Annotated in this window: 12 protein-coding genes and 1 pseudogene; 5 read left to right on the top strand and 8 right to left on the bottom strand. The window is 67.8% G+C overall.

Features of this window, described 5'->3' with window-relative positions; genetic code table 11:
• Positions 1-333 precede the first annotated feature (333 nt).
• Positions 334-3,981, bottom strand: a complete 3,648-nt coding sequence (locus IE311_RS31440) for a tetratricopeptide repeat protein (RefSeq protein WP_189835257.1) — start codon at positions 3,979-3,981, stop codon at positions 334-336.
• Between the two features lie 190 nt (positions 3,982-4,171).
• Between IE311_RS31440 and IE311_RS36960 the strand changes: the two are divergent.
• A pseudogene (locus IE311_RS36960) lies at positions 4,172-4,327 on the top strand (IS5/IS1182 family transposase); the annotation flags it as partial.
• A 514-nt stretch (positions 4,328-4,841) separates the two neighbouring features.
• On the opposite strand, the gene IE311_RS31445 reads toward IE311_RS36960, so the two are convergent.
• Both IE311_RS31445 and IE311_RS31450 read right to left on the bottom strand, forming a co-directional pair.
• Entirely contained in the window at positions 4,842-5,228 is a 387-nt protein-coding gene (locus tag IE311_RS31445) for a hypothetical protein (protein WP_189835258.1), read from the bottom strand.
• 105 nt (positions 5,229-5,333) lie between these two features.
• Complete coding sequence (locus IE311_RS31450) at positions 5,334-6,806, bottom strand: NF041680 family putative transposase (RefSeq protein WP_189835259.1); 1,473 nt, start codon at positions 6,804-6,806, stop codon at positions 5,334-5,336.
• Positions 6,807-6,989: 183 nt separating this feature from the next.
• Between IE311_RS31450 and IE311_RS31455 the strand changes: the two genes are divergently transcribed.
• Positions 6,990-7,760, top strand: coding sequence for a transposase (locus IE311_RS31455; RefSeq protein WP_189835260.1), 771 nt, complete (start codon positions 6,990-6,992; stop codon positions 7,758-7,760).
• Positions 7,761-7,931: 171 nt separating this feature from the next.
• Here the strand turns inward: IE311_RS31455 and IE311_RS31460 are convergent, their stop codons facing one another.
• From IE311_RS31460 to IE311_RS31470, 3 genes are all read right to left on the bottom strand, one after another.
• Positions 7,932-8,120, bottom strand: coding sequence for a hypothetical protein (locus tag IE311_RS31460; protein ID WP_189835261.1), 189 nt, complete (start codon positions 8,118-8,120; stop codon positions 7,932-7,934).
• Positions 8,121-8,402: 282 nt separating this feature from the next.
• The gene (locus IE311_RS31465) at positions 8,403-8,846 is read right to left on the bottom strand and encodes a hypothetical protein (protein WP_189835262.1); all 444 of its coding nucleotides are present in this window, start codon (positions 8,844-8,846) and stop codon (positions 8,403-8,405) included.
• Positions 8,843-9,229: a hypothetical protein gene (locus tag IE311_RS31470; RefSeq protein WP_189835263.1), complete on the bottom strand. Its 387-nt coding sequence runs from the start codon at positions 9,227-9,229 to the stop codon at positions 8,843-8,845. The genes IE311_RS31465 and IE311_RS31470 overlap by 4 nt, the downstream gene beginning before the upstream one ends.
• Before the next feature lie 360 nt (positions 9,230-9,589).
• Here IE311_RS31470 and IE311_RS31475 point away from each other — a divergent pair, with 360 nt between their 5' ends.
• Entirely contained in the window at positions 9,590-11,242 is a 1,653-nt protein-coding gene (locus IE311_RS31475) for a caspase family protein (protein WP_189835264.1), read from the top strand.
• Positions 11,243-11,244: 2 nt separating this feature from the next.
• Positions 11,245-11,628 (top strand): effector-associated constant component EACC1, encoded by a 384-nt coding sequence (locus tag IE311_RS31480; protein WP_189835265.1) that lies wholly within the window; start codon positions 11,245-11,247, stop codon positions 11,626-11,628.
• Positions 11,629-12,897: 1,269 nt separating this feature from the next.
• Here the strand turns inward: IE311_RS31480 and IE311_RS37255 are convergent.
• The gene (locus IE311_RS37255) at positions 12,898-13,341 is read right to left on the bottom strand and encodes a hypothetical protein (protein ID WP_308439844.1); all 444 of its coding nucleotides are present in this window, start codon (positions 13,339-13,341) and stop codon (positions 12,898-12,900) included.
• A gap of 195 nt (positions 13,342-13,536) precedes the next feature.
• Here IE311_RS37255 and IE311_RS31490 point away from each other — a divergent pair, with 195 nt between their 5' ends.
• Positions 13,537-13,803 (top strand): hypothetical protein, encoded by a 267-nt coding sequence (locus IE311_RS31490; protein WP_189835266.1) that lies wholly within the window; start codon positions 13,537-13,539, stop codon positions 13,801-13,803.
• 93 nt (positions 13,804-13,896) lie between these two features.
• Here IE311_RS31490 and IE311_RS31495 read toward each other — a convergent pair whose 3' ends face one another.
• Positions 13,897-18,141 carry a ricin-type beta-trefoil lectin domain protein gene (locus tag IE311_RS31495; protein ID WP_189835267.1) on the bottom strand — a complete coding sequence of 1,415 codons (4,245 nt, stop codon included), beginning with the start codon at positions 18,139-18,141 and terminating at the stop codon, positions 13,897-13,899.
• Between the last annotated feature and the right edge of the window lie 25 nt (positions 18,142-18,166).

Genomic DNA, 18,166 nt, shown 5'->3' on the forward strand with positions numbered 1-18,166 from the left:
TCATCTGCAGGCTCAGCCCTCCACGATGCGTGTTCGGACGACAACCGCAGACGAACCCGCTCTGGTCGGCAAGGGCACGAACCGCGGCGCGCACACCGAAGGCTCCCGCCGGGACGGACCATCCAGAGCATGCAGCATCCGATCACGTTGCTCGGCCGAGAGGCGAGCCAGCAGGGTCACGACCCTGCCTAGCTCGTCCTCGCCCGACGTCACCGATCACCCGCCAGGTCGAGATCACGCTCGGACTCCTCGGCAGGAGTCGGCGCCGGCCTCAGTCGGCGCCACGGATGAGCGATCGGCTTCTGGCCCGATCAATGGCCGCGTGGAAACCGATCAGTGCTCGGGGGAGGTCAGCACTACGCGGGCTGCCATGGCTCGGTCCGCTTCATCGGTATGGACGAACATGGCGGTCAAGGTGCCGGCGGCAACTAGGGGGGTCAACTCTTCGGCGAGGGCACAGTAGTAAAGGGAAAGTGCCTTTTCCAGAGAAGTACCGCTGTCGCCTACAGTTTCCGCGCCAGCGCGCAGCCCTGCCCATGCGAAGGGAAGGGTTGCTGATGAGATCCAGGGCTGCATGAGGACCTGCAGCGAGAACGCCTGGAGGTTACGCGGCCGGTGGCTGAGGAGCGTGGCTCGGTGAAGACCGCCATACGCGGCACTGATCCATCCTGTGGCCTCGTGCGGCAGAGTGCCAATGGCGCGGGAGGCGGCGTCGAGGGCGAAAGCGGCGGTTGCCTTTGCGTCGGTCCAGGCCGAGGGACGGGAGAGGGCCATGGCGACGGCTCCGGCCTGCCAGCCGTCGGCCAGCGCGGCAGCGTCGTAGAGGCCGGCGGAGAAGGGGATGTCGACGTAGTGGTTCCGCAGCAGCTCCGCCTTAGTCAGCACAGCTTCCTCTGGCGTGGTCAAGCCAGCGTCGACACGGGCGTCGAGGAGCGCGAGGGTGCCGAAGGTCCCCACGCCTTCGGACCGCGCGACGGCCCGTAGGACCCGGTCGTCGCACCACACGACGAGACCGTGCTCTTTGGCGTAATCGAGAGCCGTCAGCCACTGTGTGTTGGTCCTGTGGACAGGCAGCTGCCGCAGGCTGCGTAGTTCAGGCCGAGGCACGCGAGGCATTGCCCGCACCACCTCGACGAGACGCGCCGAGGTGGTCCGCATCTGCGTGAGCTGTTCGGCAGAGGTGGTACGGACGGCAGGACGGGCATCGCCTTCGTCCCAGGTGAGCACCATGTCGGAACGTAGAGCGAGTGATTCCTGCGCGTGCAGTGCGTCGGTGAAGAGCTGGTCGGTCGTCACGAGTGATCGGGGGTGACCCATGAGTCGTTCGGCGACGCCCGGTTCCAGGAGGGCGAGGGTGACAGCGGCGCTGGTGTCCACGGCCACTCGTCCTGAGCGAGCGGCCTGCACGGCTGCGGCCTCCGCCGGGTGGGTGACGGCGTCAGCCGCGTAGACGTGCGGACGTTCGGCGGAGGGGCGCAGCAGGATCTCGGCGTAGCTGCGACCGGAGGACAGGACGAGCATGCCAGCGGGCAGTTCGCCGGCGGCGGTCCTGCGGTGGAGCTCCTTAGTGTTCTCATGGGAACGACGTAGTTCGTCGGCAATGTTCTTGAGGGGATCGTCCTCAGGTCCGATCTGGACGGCCCGAAAGACAGTGCTTTCGGGGAAGCGCTCCAGGTACGCGGCGGTGGCGGTGCGGAGCTGCTCTCCGTCATGTTCGGAGAGGGACAGCGCAGGCTGGACGGCACGCCAATGCAGGTTGGCCAGGACCTTTCCGACTAGGTCACTGTCATCGCGCCAGCGCTGCGTCAGTGTGAGGGCCCGCCCGGTGAAGTGCGGGTCGACGCTGGAGCGTGCCCCGAGCATGACCCACAGGGCTGTCTCGTCCGAGCTGCGCGGGTCGAGGGGCTGCCCCTGCCCGCCGGTGGTGAGAGCCTGCCACGCCAGGTCAAGCAGGCCGCGGAGCGCGTAGCACTTGACCAGGGCCCAGCGGGCGTCGATGTCCAAGGGGTCGAGTTCGAGAAGGCGCAGGGCCGCATCCGTAGCGCGGTCGTAGCGCCCGTCGGCGGCTTCGGCCTCAACGAGGAGCGCGTACATGCGTCCCTGCCCGGCCCAGCGCGGTCCGGCCATCCGCAGTGCTTCCTGTGCGCACTCACCAGCCTGCCGGTGGTCCTTGGCTTCCAGGAACAGGCCCGCAGCCATGGCCATCAGCCGCGCGTCGTTCCACTCGGCGGAACCGTCTCTGAGAGTCTCGGCAGCCAGAGCGATATCGCCGGCACGGTGGTAGCGCTCGGCAAGTGCGACCACGATGGCCGGGCTCCTGGTGACGTTGGCACGCAGCAGGCTGAGCGGATCGCTCCCCTCAGCGTGCAGGGCCCGGGCGAGAAGTTCGAGTTCCCCAACGCGCTCGCCGAAGAGGGGTTCGAGGTGGCTTAGGTCGGGTAGGTCCGCACCGCTGGAGGCCAGGCCAGCCGCAGCCGTGAACTGTTCGCTCTCCGTGCCAGCGACTTCCCATGCCTCCTGCCACAACCGCTGAACCTCCGCGGTGTTCGTGCCGCGTCCCTCCCTCGATTCCGCGAGAACCGCCGAGGCATGCGCACGCGCGAACCCATGTGGCATGCACTGCACCAGTTCCTCGGCCTCCCGCCACCGTCCCGTCATCGCGGCAACCAGGGCGGTCTGCATGCCCATGCGGGGGTCTTCGGCCTCATGCGGTTCGGCTTCCCCTTCCGGCACCGGCCGGGCAAGCTTCCACGCCAGGGCCAAGTCCTCGCTCACCACCGCCGCCTGTACGGCCAGCACAGCTGCTTCGGTGCTGTCGCCCGACCAGCTCCGACGGTTGTTCCTAGCGCGGAGGGCCACGGCCAGGGCCTCCTGGCCGGCACCGAGCCTATTCGTGGTCCGGCTGCTGCGGGCGTGCTCCAAGAGCGTGGCGGCCAGGGTCAATCCGATACCGCTGGCGGACTCGTCGGCCCCTCGAAGTACTGCCAGTGCCTCCTCCAATCGCTGGAGGTTGAGCAGCGCCTTGGCCTCAAAGTGGGTCTTGATGGCCGCTGATCGCGCATCGTGTGATTCCCACCGTCTGAGGTCTACCAAGCCCTGCTCCCACGCGCCGTCGAGAAAACCACGGAACGCTGCCAGGAGAGGGGACGAGCTCCCCTCCCCGTGTGTAGCAAGGTAGGCGCGTGCATCCTCCTCCGTCCCGTCCTCCGGGTGGAGCGCCGCCAGCACCGTGTAGTAGTCCCGGGGATGCCCCCCTTCTCGCAAACACATATCGAAGAAATGCCGGGCCGCACCAGCAACGTCATAGTCGGCCGCAAGATGTCCTAGCCAGGCGTAGGCGCCGGCTGGGGCGTCCTCAAGCCAGGCCGGATGGGTATCCGCCCACTGCCGCAGGACATCTCCGCGCTGCCGCCCCAGGGTGTGCAAAATGCCCATGCACTTGATCACTCCTGGCCACGACGAGGCGAGGTGGCGGGCTTCCTCGGCTGCCCAGGAACTGAGCGTACTCACGGCCTGCTCAAGACCGTCGCGGCCTCGCACATCCTGACGGAGTTCCTGGATCTGGTCCCGGGTCTTCTGTCCCTCCTCCTTCGTGGTCTGCAGCCCCCAGGTACCGACGAGAAGGGCCGCCTGCGAGGGATCGGCAGCACGCACCGACTCCTCCATCACCATCCACAGCACCTGCAGCGCATTACGACGGCGTTCCTCAGCGCTACCGCCAGGCATCATGTAAGCGAGGCGTCCAGCCGCCTGGTCGAGTGATGCCTCAGTACATGTACGCAGCTGTTCGCCAGTGTCCTTACGCGCCAGCCAGACTCGCAGCGACTTCGCCCTCACTGGAATCCCGGCCTCAGTCGCCCGCTTGGCCGCGGCACGCGCCACCTTGGGCCTGCGAAAAACCTTCGTGAACCCGCTCAGCGCGAGCTTGCCAGCCCACGGCATGGCTGCCTTCGCTAGCAGCGCCGAAGTCAACAGAGCCATGTGTCCTCCCCGACACAGCGCAGGGTCACACGCCCAGGCACCTCACCGTACGGACCCTATAACCGAGGTCTGACATTGAACCTTTGCCAAACTGGCGGTGTTGACCGCGAGCTGGACATGCCTGCGCAATGGCGAAGCTCCTGATAGACGGATCTCGACCAAGATCACCCGTGCCCGCCCGGAGCTTCGCGTGCTCGTACACCCATCCTCGGTCGATGTGCCCCATCGCATCCTGCGGCTCCTGACCGGGCGGCTGAAGGCCAGACAGCAGGGGATCGGGACGCGCTGGCGTCTTCTCCCCGCCTCGAGACAGGCCCTGCTCGCCCTGGCTCACCTGCGGTGCGGGCGACGCGGCCAAGCCGTGGTCCTCCTACGCAATCGAGCAGCAGGCCGCCATAGTCGACCGGTGGTACGCCGCCGCCCATGCCTTCATCGCTGGGAAGTTCCAGCACCCCTTTCCCCGATCTCACCCTCAAGACGCCCCCACCCGCTCGACCACTACCTCTACGCTCGTATCCGCGCTGGCATGACATGAAGGACCGCCTTCGTCCCCCAACCTCACCCCGAGCCTCGCACCGCGGCAAGACTCTGATCCAGCTGCACCCGAGCGAGCCGACGAAGGACGAAGAAGAAGCCCGCCAGCGAACCGGTGAGACTTCTTTGGGGTACATCTCAGGTATCCACGATGCATGTACGGACGACAACCGAGGACGAACCCGCTCTGGTCAGCAGGGGCACGAACCGTGGGGCACTCACCGAAGGCTCCCGCCGGGACGGACCGTCCAGAGCATGCAGCATCCGATCACGTTGCTTGTCCGAGAGGCGAGCCAGCAGGGCCACAACCCGGCCTAACTTGATCTTTAACCTTCGACGGTGACGGACTGAGCGAGTAGTTGAGAGACGCGTTGAGGCGAGATATGTAGGACGTGAGCGATGTCCCGGCCGGTCATGCCCTGGCTCTTGAGGGCTGACGCCGTTCGCCGGAGTTCTCTTGCTGCCTGAAGTTGCGCCTTGTAGGCGTCAACCGTCGCCTGGGTTGCAGCCTTGACACGCTGGTTGAGCTCGTCGCCAAGGTCGACCGTGAGCTGGATGCCGTTATCGGCCCCGGGCACGTTGGCGGCTTTCATCAGCGCATATCCGCAATCTGCCGCTTCGCTCAGGCGGCGAACGTAGGCGGGGGCGAGGCCCTCTGCTTCGAGCATCCACCCGCCCTCGGTCCGGTGGGCCACAATCTTAGGCAGATCCATACTCGACGCCTTCCGTTGGGATATGACGGAAAGTCTATCCCCGCTAGATTCATTCGTCTAGAGGGGCTAGATGCAACGAGTGCGGTGTGTGCCTCAACGTCCGGATTACTGACTTGCCCTTTGGTCTGTGCGGCGGGGCCGTGGGGTGGTCGACTTCTTGTTCCGGGACGTGGTGGTGCCCGTCTTGCGAGGGGTGTGGACGTCGTGTCGTGGGGTGGGTCGGATGTTCTTGCGGCCTGGTGGCCTGCCTGGGCCGGGGCGGGAGGGTTTCGGTGCTCTGGCTGGGCAGGCGGCTGTCGGGCGGATGTGCCGAAAGTCGCGGCGGACACGTGCCGGGGTCAGCCTGTCTGAGGAGACGGGCCTCTCCCATGGGCGGCGGCGGTCGGCTGCCAGCGGCCGGGCGAGACGGAGTTGGGTGTAGGTGGCGAGGATCAGCCAGGTCCAGCGGTCAGCTGCCTCGGGGGTGCGGATCTTCGGGCGGGTCCAGCCGAGGGTCTGCTTGAACAGGCGGAAGGTGTGCTCGATGTCGAAGCGCCGCAGATACGCCTGCCAAAGCCGGTCGGTGTCGGCTTCGGTGGCGTCGGTGCCCGACCACCACAGCCAGGCCGGCTTCGGGGTGGCTCCGCTGGGCAGATGCTCGATGTCCAGACGGATCACGGTGCCCTCGACGATGGGGAGGGTGCCGTCGGCCGCGGCCCAGGACGAGCGGTGGGTGAGCTTGGGGTGGAGGCGGTCCCAGGCCCGGGCCAGGGCGGTGCCGTAAAGGCGGGTCGCGGTGACGGTTTCGGTGTCCGGGTTGCCCCAGGTGTCGGGGTGCCCGAAGACGAATTCGCCGCCGTGCCGGGGCGGACGACCCCTGGTGTGAGGGTGCCGCGTCGGGGCCGGCCGGCGCAGGACACGGTCCGAGCGCATCCGGGCCAGCACCTGCACCGGCAGGTCCCGCAGCAGGAAGGCGAGGCGGGGCGCGTCATATCCGGCATCCGCGATGACGAGGACATCAGGGTCGCCCGCCTGCCACTGACCTGCGGTGATCAGCCGCTCGACCAGGTCGCGCAACTGCTGGGCGGTGACATTGGCGGTGTCGTCCCCCGGTGCCAGACGCACCGCGTCCAGCGGTGCGGTCCACGAGCTGCGGCCGGGCTCCAGAGCGCAGATGATCGAGTAGGGCCAGCCGGGAACGGGGATGTGCTGGTCCTTGCCGCGGCCATAGGTGTGACACAGGATCCGCTGCGGTGAGGTGTGGGCGTCCGGCCGTAGCCAGCACGTGACGTCGACGGCCAGGACCAGCCGGCCGTCGGCGGCTCGTGGCAACGTCACCGAGGCCAGGGCTTGTCGCATCCGGTCGGCATCGATGCGGCCCTGGGCGAGGGCGGCGTAGAGACTGCCGTGACCACGGCGGTGTTCGCCCATCAGCGATAGCTCGACCAGCGACCTCACCGGCCCGTCCCCACACAGAACCGCGTCCGCCAGCTCGAACAGAGCGTCCGAACGAGCGGTCAGGCAGGAGTAGAACTCGCCCCGGAAGCGTGACAGTTCCGCCAGCGGCTCTCGCAGGGCATCGTGATGCAGCAGACTCATCCTCACGGCCTTCGTGCTGGACGTGTGTGTTCCTTGGTCGGAGCACATGTTCAGACGAAGGCCGCCTCCATGTACGGCGGATACCGGACCGGGTGATCAAGTACGACGCACCGTTCGACGGCGCATGTTAAAGATCAAGCTAAAGGGTGTTGCAGAAGGCTCAGTTCTGGGCATTTTGCCTGTATGGGTGGGGTGTTGCAGGCTGAGCCGGTGTGGGTGGAGACGTTCACGGGCTTGCGGATGGATCGGTTCGCGAAGCTGGTGAAGGCGGTGCGCGAACGGGGCGGGAACGGGCCCGGTGGTGCCCGTCCGTGGTGTCTGCCGCTGCCGGACCGGGTGCTGCTGGTGGCCGTGTACTACCGCACGAACCTCACCATGCGGCAGCTGGCGCCGCTGTTCGGCATCTCGCCGGCCACGGTGTGCCGGGTCATCCAGCGGCTGCGCCCGCTGCTGGCGCTCGAGCGGGCTCCGCGGCCGGTGGCGGACACCGAACGGTTGTGGATCGTGGACGGCACTTTGATCCCGGTCCGCGACCGGAAGGTCGGCGCCTCGTCCCGCAACTACCGGTTCTCGGCGAACGTGCAGGTCATCATCGATGCCGACACACGCCTGGTCATCGCGGCGGCCCGGCCGGCGCCAGGCAACAAGGCCGACGCACATGTCTGGCGCGAGTCGGACCTGCCCGCCCTGGCGGCGGGCACGACGGTCATCGCGGACGGCGCCTACCTCGGCACCGGCCTGATCGTCCCGCACCGCAAGAGAGCCGGCCGTCCCCTCCTGCGCGGGCAGGAGGAGGACAACGCCGAGCACCGAAGGGTGCGAGCCCGCGTCGAGCACACCTTCGCCCGGATGAAGAACTGGAAGATCCTGCGCGACTGCCGCCAACGAGGCGACGGCCTCCACCACGCCGTCCAGGCCGTCGCCGCCATGCACAACCTCGCCATGACCCGGTGAACCAGCAGGCCAAGCGCTATTCAGGCCTGCTCGAAGCCGACCTTCTGCAACACCCTTTAGGCGTCAAGGACGGCGCGGGGGTCGGGGCAGTGCTCACACGGCCGGACGTAGACGTTCGTCCTGGTGGCCTGGGTGCGGTGGGACCCAGCTGTCGCACCGCACCCAGCCCGCTCAGCTGGGCGTCAGGTAGCCGAGGATGACCATCCCCAGTCCCGCCGCACCCAGGAAAGCCGCGCCGCTGGTCGGCAGGGCGACGCGCTTCGGGGCGCCATACCGCGACACCATGCGCTCCGCGACGAACGCGACGATGACAGCGAGTAGGACGACGACGATGACGGCCAGGAGCTTGTTGATCTGCACCGGGTTCCTCCCCACAAACAGGGGGTCAGACCGATGCCACGGTGGCAGCCCAGCCTGACCACCCTGCCGTTGATGACAGGTGGTCTATCTGGGCGCTGCTGGCCTTCACGCTCAGTACGGCTTGGCTGCTGTGTCATCGCCCGAATACGAACCTGTACCGGTGCCTCAGACTTCAGGAGACCGGTCCCCTTCGAACACCAGCGGGAACCACACGCCCCAACGACCGGTTGGGGCCGAGGTGTTCCCGGTACAACCTCGATCGACGCGTGACCTGCGTCACCGTCAGAAGGTGCGTCGGAACAGCGGTGATGCGGCGGCGAGCTGGGCCATGTGGAGAGCGATGGCGGGGTACTGGGTGGCGTACTCCGCAACATGCGTGGCGATCTCGACCTCAGGTGAGGCGGTTCTGCCGGACGCGTATGGGAGGGTGATGATGACGGCCCGGGAGTGTGTGGAGTAGACCTCGATGATGCCCTCGGCGCTTGGCGTCTGGTTCAGCACTTCGGGGATGAGGAGGTCGGGGTTCTTCTTGAGGTCGCGGGCGAGGTGGTCGGGGAGGGGGGTGCGGAGCCAGACCTCGTTTTCGGGCAGGTCCCAGACCTTCCAGAGGAGTTCGGTCCGGTCATCGTCGTGTTTGAGCAGGGCGGCGGCGGGGCCGGCGTCCCAGGCGTCGAGGGTGGTGATAGTTGTGTGCGGCTTGAGGAGCCACCGGGCGATGTAGTTCACGGGGTGCCTCCTGCCGGTTCGGGTTCAGTAAAGGCGGCGTTGAACGCGTCGCGGTCTTCCTGCGTCCAGGGTACGGCGGCGGCTTTGCGCATGACGGTGACGTGGCCCTCGTCCCGGCTGTGGTAGATGCAGAACTGGGCCTCGCGTAGAGCGCCGGCGGTGGTGTAGCGAGCCCGGTCAGCTCCGTTCGCTCGCCTTCTGCGTACGCGGCGGGCGAGTTCGTCGACGCTGAGGTGGTCAGTCCAGAGGCTCAGGCCCCACCACACGCCGGATCCGGCGTGTGGAGCGTCCTTGAAGTAGATGACGTCGCCGTACTGGCTGAGCTCGGTGTCGTCGCTGACGTCGTCGAGGTCGGTACTGGGAGGCTGCAAGCCCTTGTACATGGCGGCTCCCGATGGTGCGGATGTCTCCACTGTCCGGCTGCGGCTGGCGCAGCGCATCCGGACGACTCCCACCACTCCCCCGCTGCGCAGCGCGGCCAGGCGCGAAGAGCTTCGTGATCGAGATCTTTAACTTTACGGAACAGGCAAGCTACCTCGACCCTCCTGCCGCCTCGGGCTGGGGTCGAAGGGAAAATGCGGGAGCGCGGGGCGGGGTCCCGCATCCTGCGGTGCGTGGTGGGCTGAGGACGACTTGCCTGTTCCGTAAAGTTCGATCACCGGACTTGGGGCGTATCGATAGAGTGCCCGCACCCCGGATACGGGCCGGGAAGCCACCCGCACGGCACCCTAGAAGAGGTCCCCTTGAACGCACTGCGCGACGCGGAAATCACCAGCGATCAGCGGCTCCTTCTCATGCTTTTGGGAAGCTCCTGGCACGAGAAGGGCCAGTGGCCCCTCTGGGGCTACGTGCAGCACTACTTCGACACCAAACGCAGAACCGACGCTGAGGCCCTCCTGCGCGCCCTCCCTCGCATCGGCAACCACACTCCCTTCGGCGCCGGCTACGGCTACACCACCGCCGTCGCCGACCACCGCCCCATAGACGAGAACGACACCATCCGGCTCACCCTCGCCGCCTGCTACGCCATACCCGACATGGCGGGATGGGCAGGCAAGCCCTTCATCCGCGTCCTCAAGCACATGATCGACCTCTGGGACAACAAGCCCGTCACCCCCAGCGACCCCGGCAAGGCATACCTCAGCTCCAAGAAGCTCGCCTCACAACTGGACTTGCGCCCACCATTCGTCACCGCCCTGCCCGACCTGCTGTCCTACGAACCCGCCATCAACACCGGCAACGGCAGCACCACCTCCGCCGGCGAGTGGAAACGCGAGATCACCCGCAGCGTCCTCCAGTACCGCGACGCAGACACCATCCACGACTACCTCGACCTCACCTGCAAAATCGTCGAAACCAACGCGGCCCAGTACGCCAACCTGACCAGCGGTAGATACATCGGCAGAGGAGTCGCTGACAGCAATCTGTACGCGCATCCATCAAACACCCTCGCATACATGTCGTATGAGCACGAACCAGTCAGCGCCAGCCTCCTTGGCCCCGCAGGCTCAGACGCACCCGACAACACAGCAGAAGCCGCCGGAGAAATGCAGATCTGGCGGGCACAAGAGCAACTCGAAATGCTGCGACGCAACGGCGGCACCCTATACGTGCCGCTTACGCAGAACGTCACGAAGGGCACTCAAGCTAGAGGTGATTCAACGCATCTGGCTCTTCCCTGCTGGCAGAAGGGTGCAGCGGTATTGATCGGCGTTTCCGACTACCAGAAATTGCCCCCTGTGCCGTCCATCGCAAACAACATTGATTCCCTTCAAGAGATCATGATCAGCAGCATGGGGATCCCCAGCGAAAACGTCTTCGCAGTGAAGAACCCGGAATCCGATTCAGAAGTGCACGAAGCCATCGATCTGGCGTCCGAGGCCGCCGACCCGACAGGCGGCGCCCTGCTCGTCTACTTCGCCGGGCACGGCTGGACCGACGCCCGCGGGAGGCTTCTGCTTGGTCTTGTCCGATCCTCAAAGGCACGTTCATGGTCCGCACTCAATTTCAACGAGCTACGGAATCAAATCGCCGACAGCCAGATCGGCAAAAGAATCGTGATCCTCGACAGCTGCTACAGCGGCGCCGCACTGGACATCCTCGGGCAACCCGAAGACCTCGCTAGCGCAGCCGCCATAGACGGCACCTACGTCTTGACGTCGGCGAACGCCACTACACCAGCGCTCGCACCCGCCGGCGAGCGTTTCACCACCTTCACCGGACACCTCGTCGACGCGCTGCGCAACGGCATTCCTCAAGGCCCGCCAGTGATCAACGCCGATACGCTGTTCCGCTATATTGAGCGCGTCGCAAAGGCTCGCGGAATTCCCACACCCGGACGCCAGATCGGCGGCGACGGTGACAAAGTAGAAATCATGGCCAATAGATGGGGGTAATAATGACTGAAACCATCGAGATCCGTCAGGCCGACGGAGGGCGACAGCTTGAGGACCTCAAGAGGTTCCTCGTACGCGATCCCAGCACGCGCACGATGGGAAGGTTCCAGCTGAGGAACACCGAACCGGCGGCCGGCACTCTCGGGGACGGTCTCGATGTACTGACCCTCGCGATCTCCGGGACGCTGGCACTTCCTGGATTCGTCCAAGTCATCTCCACCTGGTTCAAATCGCGTGGCGAGGCATCAGCGGCGGTCGAAATCAAGTTGGGTACGGCAAAGATCGCCGTGTCGGGAACGGAGGACCCGGCAGAAATCCGGCGCCTCGCTGACGTCCTGAAAGCGGCCTATCCCCAGGACACGGCATCGTCAGGGGACGGCTCTTGATGCCTCACGCTCGCCGGGCGGCTGAGGGATCCTCGGTGAGCTGACGTACCTCATCCTGGCGGCCAATAGACCTCTGACAGCGGCCCCGGACCTGCACACCCCACTCCGCGCCGCCGTACAGTCGTCACGGACCCCCTGGAGGACGGGCGCCCACGGCCGGTCCCGCGTCCCCACGCGTGCGTGAGACCGGCCCCACTCTCTCACCGATACTCACGGCCGCCGACCGTTCAAAGCACAGCCGCCCGGCGCCGCGAGACTGCGGGCCGGGCGGATAGCTGGCCGCAAGGGGGCTACCACCGCCCACCCCGCCCCGCGCCAGATGCAGTTCCAGCCCAGCCCATTCCTCATCCGAGAGATCACCCCGTCACAACGACCGAAACGATCCACCAGGGGCAGGTCGCGCGACCTATCGGACACAGCGTCGGGACGAGGCTGACCAAGATCCGGGCCATACGCGGACCAGCCGCCTGCAGCTTGGCCGAGTCGTGGCCGTTTCCGCTGGTCAGCGGCCGCGCGAGGCGCGTACCACCAGCAGACGAAGAATCTGCTGGTCAGCTACTCGCCGAAGAAGCTCGGCTTCTTCTAGCGGCACGAAGGAAGGCTCCTGACCTGGGGTTTTCCCCGGGTCAGGCGCCTTCTTGGAGCGCTCGAGCCTTCCCGTGGGGGAGGCATCGAAATACCCCTCTTCTTCCAGTTCATCCCACCCGTATCCCAGTCCTGACCAGCAGTTCCGGGCCATACACGGGCCAGATTGCGGCTCAGCCCCTGGGGCTGCTGTCCTCGCTGCGCCGGCTCCACTCCTGCATCGACTCCTCGATGAGCCGGTTGGAGCACTTGGATGCTCCGGCCGGCCCGGCGCGCGCGTTCGGCGGGATCCACGCCGGAGTGCAGCCAGAACGAGATCCCGGCGTGCCGGAGATCATAGGGCCTCTTGGCGAGGAACGTCGGCTTCTCATGGGGAGCCAGGACCTTCATACGGGCCGCTCCCACGTCTTGCCGTAGGCCGCTGCATCGACGTAGCCGCCGGACGCGTTGCGAAACCCTGGGTCGGGTTCGGCACGCAGGCCGGGTCCACTTCCTCGCTCACTCCAGGAGCCTGCCACTTGACCCTTGCGAGCGGAATCTCCGCGAAGTATCCCTCGTCGACGGCAGTTCCGAGGACCTCGCTGAAGGCCGATCGCTTCCGCAGGGCGGTCTTCGCCGCGGCGGACTCTCCGTCGATCTTCCGGCCGAGCGCGTCCAACGCCCTGCGCACGACGTCTGGTTCCATCAGCTCACTGACGGGAATGCCCATGAATACAGCGCGCGCCGCAGAACCCTCGGCTCCGAGTAGCGCGCTTCGCGCCTCACCAGCGCGGGCGTGATGGTGGCGAGTGCATCAGCGAGGGTACGACGGGTGTTGCCAGGCGTTCGGTCCCATCGCTCATCGATGTAGGCATGAGCCAGGTCGTACCAGGTGGTCCGCTGCCTCATGGCGCGGATCTCGGAGGCCGGCAGACCAGTCTGCTCGTCGAACGCCTCACCGTCGCGCGCAGCCGTCATGAGCTTCGCGCGACGGCTCTCGGCCAGCCCCTTGGTAATGAAGGACTCCGACCGCTCACGACCGTTGACCGTCCATCGGACCTCGAACGGCTTGCGACGCTTCGGCCTCTCCCGCGGCAGCGGAGTTCGCCGTTCGGCAGCTTGATCATTCGAGGAGCTGGTTGCGGGCACGCAGACGGTAAAACGCCGACGGACTCATGCGGATCTCCGCCAGGACCTCAGCGAGTTTCAGCGCAGGGGGACGAGCCATTTCTTCCTTTCAGTCGGGGACAGGAAGTGCTACACAGGTGCAAATCACAAGGAAGCCTCCGGTGATGCAGCCGGGCGGACTGCACGGACATCCCCGCCGGGCACAGCACCGAGCTGGTGGAGACCTTGAACGTCGAGCTGTCCTGCGCGCCAGTGGGTCCCCACACGCTGGTGGCGCCGTCGGTGGCCGACGCGGGCTGGACCACCAGCGCCGAGGACAGGGCCGCGGCGGCGGAGAACACGAACGCGGCGCGTGACGCCGGTGTGATCTGGCGCACCACCGCCGCCCTCTGGGGCGCGGCCTTCTTCCTCCTCTACTCCCCGCTGAGCGTCTCGCGCTGGGGCGCGCCCCCGTGCACGACAAGCCGTCGGGCAGCGCAGTGATCCACCGCCCACGCGCCGAGGGCCCGCGGCTCGGCCGCGGGCCCTCGGTGCGGTGCAGGTACTGAGACGGACGTGCAGTGCTCCGGGTGAGCTCTACGGAACGACCGGCAGCGCCGGGGTCAGCAGCGTCGGGATGCTCCAGCGCTGCGCGACGGAGCCGTTGCAGCTCCACAGCTTGAACTGCGTACCCCACGTACGGTTGGCCTGGTACAGGTCCAGACACCGGCCGGACTGCGGGTTGTAGATGCTGCCGTCGGCGCGGGGCTGCCACTGCTGGCCACCCTCGCCGAGGCACTGCCAGAAGAGCAGGTCCGTGCCCTCGGCCGTGCCGTTTCCGCTCGCCGCCACGCACTGGCCCTTCTGGGTCAGAGTGCCGTTGGCGTTGACGCTGAACTTCTGCGCGTCCGTGCCGTTGCAGGTCCACAGCTGGGGCCTGGTGCCGTTCGACACGATGCCCTCCGGCGCGTCCTGGCACCAGTCGGGGGAGGCCGCGTAGCGGATCGGCAGGTCCTGTGCGGTCGCCTGGGGCGTGTGGTTCTGGTAAACGGCCAGTCCGGCGACCGCGCCCGTGAGCCAGCTGTTCGGCTGGCCCTGGGACTTGTACCGGCCCAGGACCAGTGTGCCGCTCGGTGCCGGGCTGCTCGCCGCGGAGTGGTGGCCGCTGCCGGCGAGCGTGCCGTTCACGTAGAGGCTCATCGCCCCCGTCGTGGCGTTGTACGTCGCGGTGAGCTGGGTCCACACACCCGGCCTGAAGGTGCTGGCCGGATTGACCGTCGTCGTGTAGTCGTAGGGCCAGGTGTCGTCGTCGGCACGGCCGAGACCGAACCGCCAGCTGGCCGCGTCCGCCCAGATCATGAACGCGCTGGCGCGGACGTTGTCCTGACTGACGACCACGCCTCCGACGGTCTGCATCCGGACCCACGTGCTGATGGTGAAGGACTGCCGGGTGTCGACGGGCTTCGCCGGGCCGGTCACCACCGACTTGGTGGGGCCGTCGAAAACGGCGACCTTGCGCGCCCGGCCGTCGACGGTCTCGGTGGCGTACGTGACGCCGGCCGCCGTGGCGTCGTTCGAGACACCGGCCGCGTTCTTGGCGGGGATGCCCCTCGTGTCACCGTCCAGGCGCCATTGCACCGTGGGGGCGTTCGCGTTGCCGCGCACGTGGTACCCGCCCAGGCTGGTGACCGCGATGCCGGTGGAGGTGCCCGCCCAGGCGTGCAGCGTGCCGGCGTTGTCGACCGCCCAGAAGTCGGGCACGTCGTCGCCGGTCACATCGCCCTCGGAGCCGACGCGGGGGTAGTCGGTGCCCTTGACACCGTAGCCGATGCGGGCTGCGGGCTGCTGGGTGACGCCGGTGACCACGAGGTACCCGTCGAGCGCGCGGGCGGCCGTGGTCAGCTTGTACTGGAAGATGTCGCCGCTCGTCCGGTTCCGTACCCACAGGGCGGGAGCGGTGTCGGCGGTGGTGCCGATGTTGACGGCGTTGCCCGGGACCATGAGGTCCTTGTCGTCCCAGGTGCCGGACGCGTCCACCAGAGTGGGCGCGGCCAGGGTCTGGTTGCTCTTGACCGGGTAGAACCACAGGTGACCGGACTCAACGGCCAGCAGGCCGGTGGCGTCGGTCACCTGCCGGCTGGGCGTCCGAGTGGTGCGCGCGGGGCCGGTCGGGGTGATCTGGCTGGAGTACTGCCAGGTCGCCTCGTTGTGGTACCCGCTGCAAGAGCTGGTGTACGCGGGGTCACACTCGGGCTTGTCGAGCGTGCCCTTCGTGCCGAGCGTGAACCGGCCGGGGTCGGACAGGGTGTTGTCGTAGACGAACAACTCCGCGCCGCCGAGGGCGCCCGGAGCGGTCGGCTCCCGGTGGGCGAAGAGGTCGTCGACGTTGCGTCCGGGGTCGAGCGATCCGCGGTGGACGGTCCGGTAGTCCTTCCAGGTGCGGCCCGAGGGCACCTCGGGGGCCTGGAGGGCGCTGGCGGCGGTCCCGCTGGGGATCATGCTGCGCAAGGTGCCGTCAGTGGCTCGGCCATGGGCGACGAGGTTGCCCGCCGTGTCCGGGACGAGGATGTCGGGCCGGGCGTCGCCGCTGGTGTCACCGAACGCGACCTCGCCCTTCTTCCACGGAACGTAGAAGGCGTACGACTGCGTCGGCGAGGAGTTGCCCGCCTCGTCCAGGACCCGTGCGTACACGATGTTGGTGCCCCAGTGCGTGGGCGTCACGCTGATGCTGTTCGCGGTGAGCGGGCTGCCGCAGGTGCGCTGGGCGCCGGAGAGCTGAGGGTCGAATCCCCACTCGACACAGGCCAGTCCGGAGGTGCGCAGGCCGGCGCCCGGGCTCGGGTCGGAGGCCACGATCGGGAGGGTGCCCGTGTCGCCCAGGCCCAGCTTCGAGACCTGGCCGCTGCCGGCCGGCGGGTACTGGGTGGCCGGGTCGGTGAACTGGCCGAACTCCAGCAGGGGCGGGGTGCTGTCGACGGAGAAGTGGCACGAGGCGGTCGACGGCCCGCGCAGCAGTCCGTCGTCGCCGTGGGCCGCCCAGCCGTAGCTGCGGCCGTCCTGCAGGCCGCCGACGGTGTAGGAGGCGTCGGTGCCGGTGGCGACGAAGCCGGACCAGCCCTGGTGGTGGGTCGTGCCGGTGTCGTGGTCCCAGATGTTCACCCACTCGGTGAGCTGGCCCTGGTTGGGGCTGCTGACCTTGGAGACGAAGGCGGTGCTCGACGTGGAGATCCAGCCGAACTGGTCCGCCGGGACGTCACCGCAGGCCTGCGTGTCGCCCGCGACCTCGCGGTGCGGTGCGGGCACGGTCCGGGGGTTCTCCGGGACCCGCGGCGGGAAGTCGTACTCGGAGCTGAGCACCGCGTTGTACGCGAACCGCTTGAAGGCGATCTTGTCTCCGGTGCCCTCCTGGCCGGTGAGGGCGAAGGCGAGCGGGGTGGAGGTGTTCTTGATCCCGTCGCGCAGCGCGTTGGTGACGTTGAAGTCCACCGGGATGTCGCCGTAGCAGTCGCCGCTGTTGCCGTTGCCGCCGACGCTCTGGTTCTGGATCCACTCGCGGATCGTGTGGTTGCTCCACTTGACCGACGAGTTGAAGGCCGCCGCCCGGTACAGGTGCACGGGGTACTTGTTGGTGCACGACCAGTCGGCGGAGATGTACTGGCTCACGCGGAGGTTCGCGTAGTTGATCGTGGCGCCCGCGTAGCCGTTCAGGTCGAACTGCCAGAGGGCGCGTTCGATGCCCTTCTGGGTCTCCCAGCCCTGGTAGCCCACGCCCGGCTTGTCGCGGTCGCTGGATCCGGTGCGGTCGTAGTTGCCCGTGTCGTAGGCCTGCTGCACCCATGCGTGGTGGGTCTTGCCGCGGCCGTCCACGGACCACGACGGGTCCACATAGATCGGGTACGCGGTGTTCGCGCCGTCCAGCAGGTCGGCGCTGGGGGCCAGCGCGATCTGCCCCTCGGCGTGCTTGCCGCCCTCGACCTTCGCCGAGGTGACGGGGATGCGCGCCACGGAGGCGCCGGCGCCGGGGCCGTCCGCGGTGCTCCGCTGCGCGTCGGCGGCGGGGGAGGAGGTGGGGGCGTCGACGTCGGCGAAGCGCGAGCCGCGCCTGCCCGGCTCGCGGGCCTCGCCGCCCGACCACATGAGGGGAGCGGGGGCGCGGAACACGGGCTCCGAACCGCTGGCCGCGGTCAGGCCGCCGTCCTTGTCCTTGCTGAGGGTCAGGCCCTCGGTGGCCGTGGGGAACACCAGGTTCCGGACGGCGGCGTCGGCCGCGGCAGCCGGCGTACGCAGCACCACCACGGTGGTGTAGCCGCCGTACTTGGTGGCACTCACCTGGAGGTCGGTGTCGGGGGCCACGTTCTCGAAGACCGCGTCGTTGCCACGGAGCACGGGCTTGGGCAGGGGGCCGGAGAACGGCGAGGAGACGGAGAGTCTCTTGCCGTCAGGGGTGGTCATCGTGGCGAGCGGGCCGGTTCCGCCGCCGGAGATGACGAGGCCGGAACTCGCGGCCCTGGGGGCGATGCTGCCGTCGGCCCGGACGGCCAGGGTGTCGTCCAGGGCCGTCCAGCGGCCCTTCGCGCCCTTCATCCGCTGCGGGAGCGAATGGATCTCGGTCCGCAGGGTGCCCCGCGGCGTGGCGACCGTCGTGCTGCGCTCGGTCGTCAACTCGGCGACCGGTACGTCTTTTCCAGACTGGATGGCCTGATCCCGGGCCTTCTCGGCGGGAGTCGTCGCCTCCTGCGCGGCCGGCCGGGCGTGCCCGGCGGCCGTCGGCGCCGCCTCGGCGGCGCTCGTCCCGCCCGGTGTCGCGGCCTGGGTCGTGTACGGCGCGGCCAGCAGCAGCACGGCTACGAGCCCCCCGACCACACCT

The organism is Streptomyces zaomyceticus, from assembly GCF_014656215.1.
GTDB lineage: Bacteria > Actinomycetota > Actinomycetes > Streptomycetales > Streptomycetaceae > Streptomyces > Streptomyces zaomyceticus.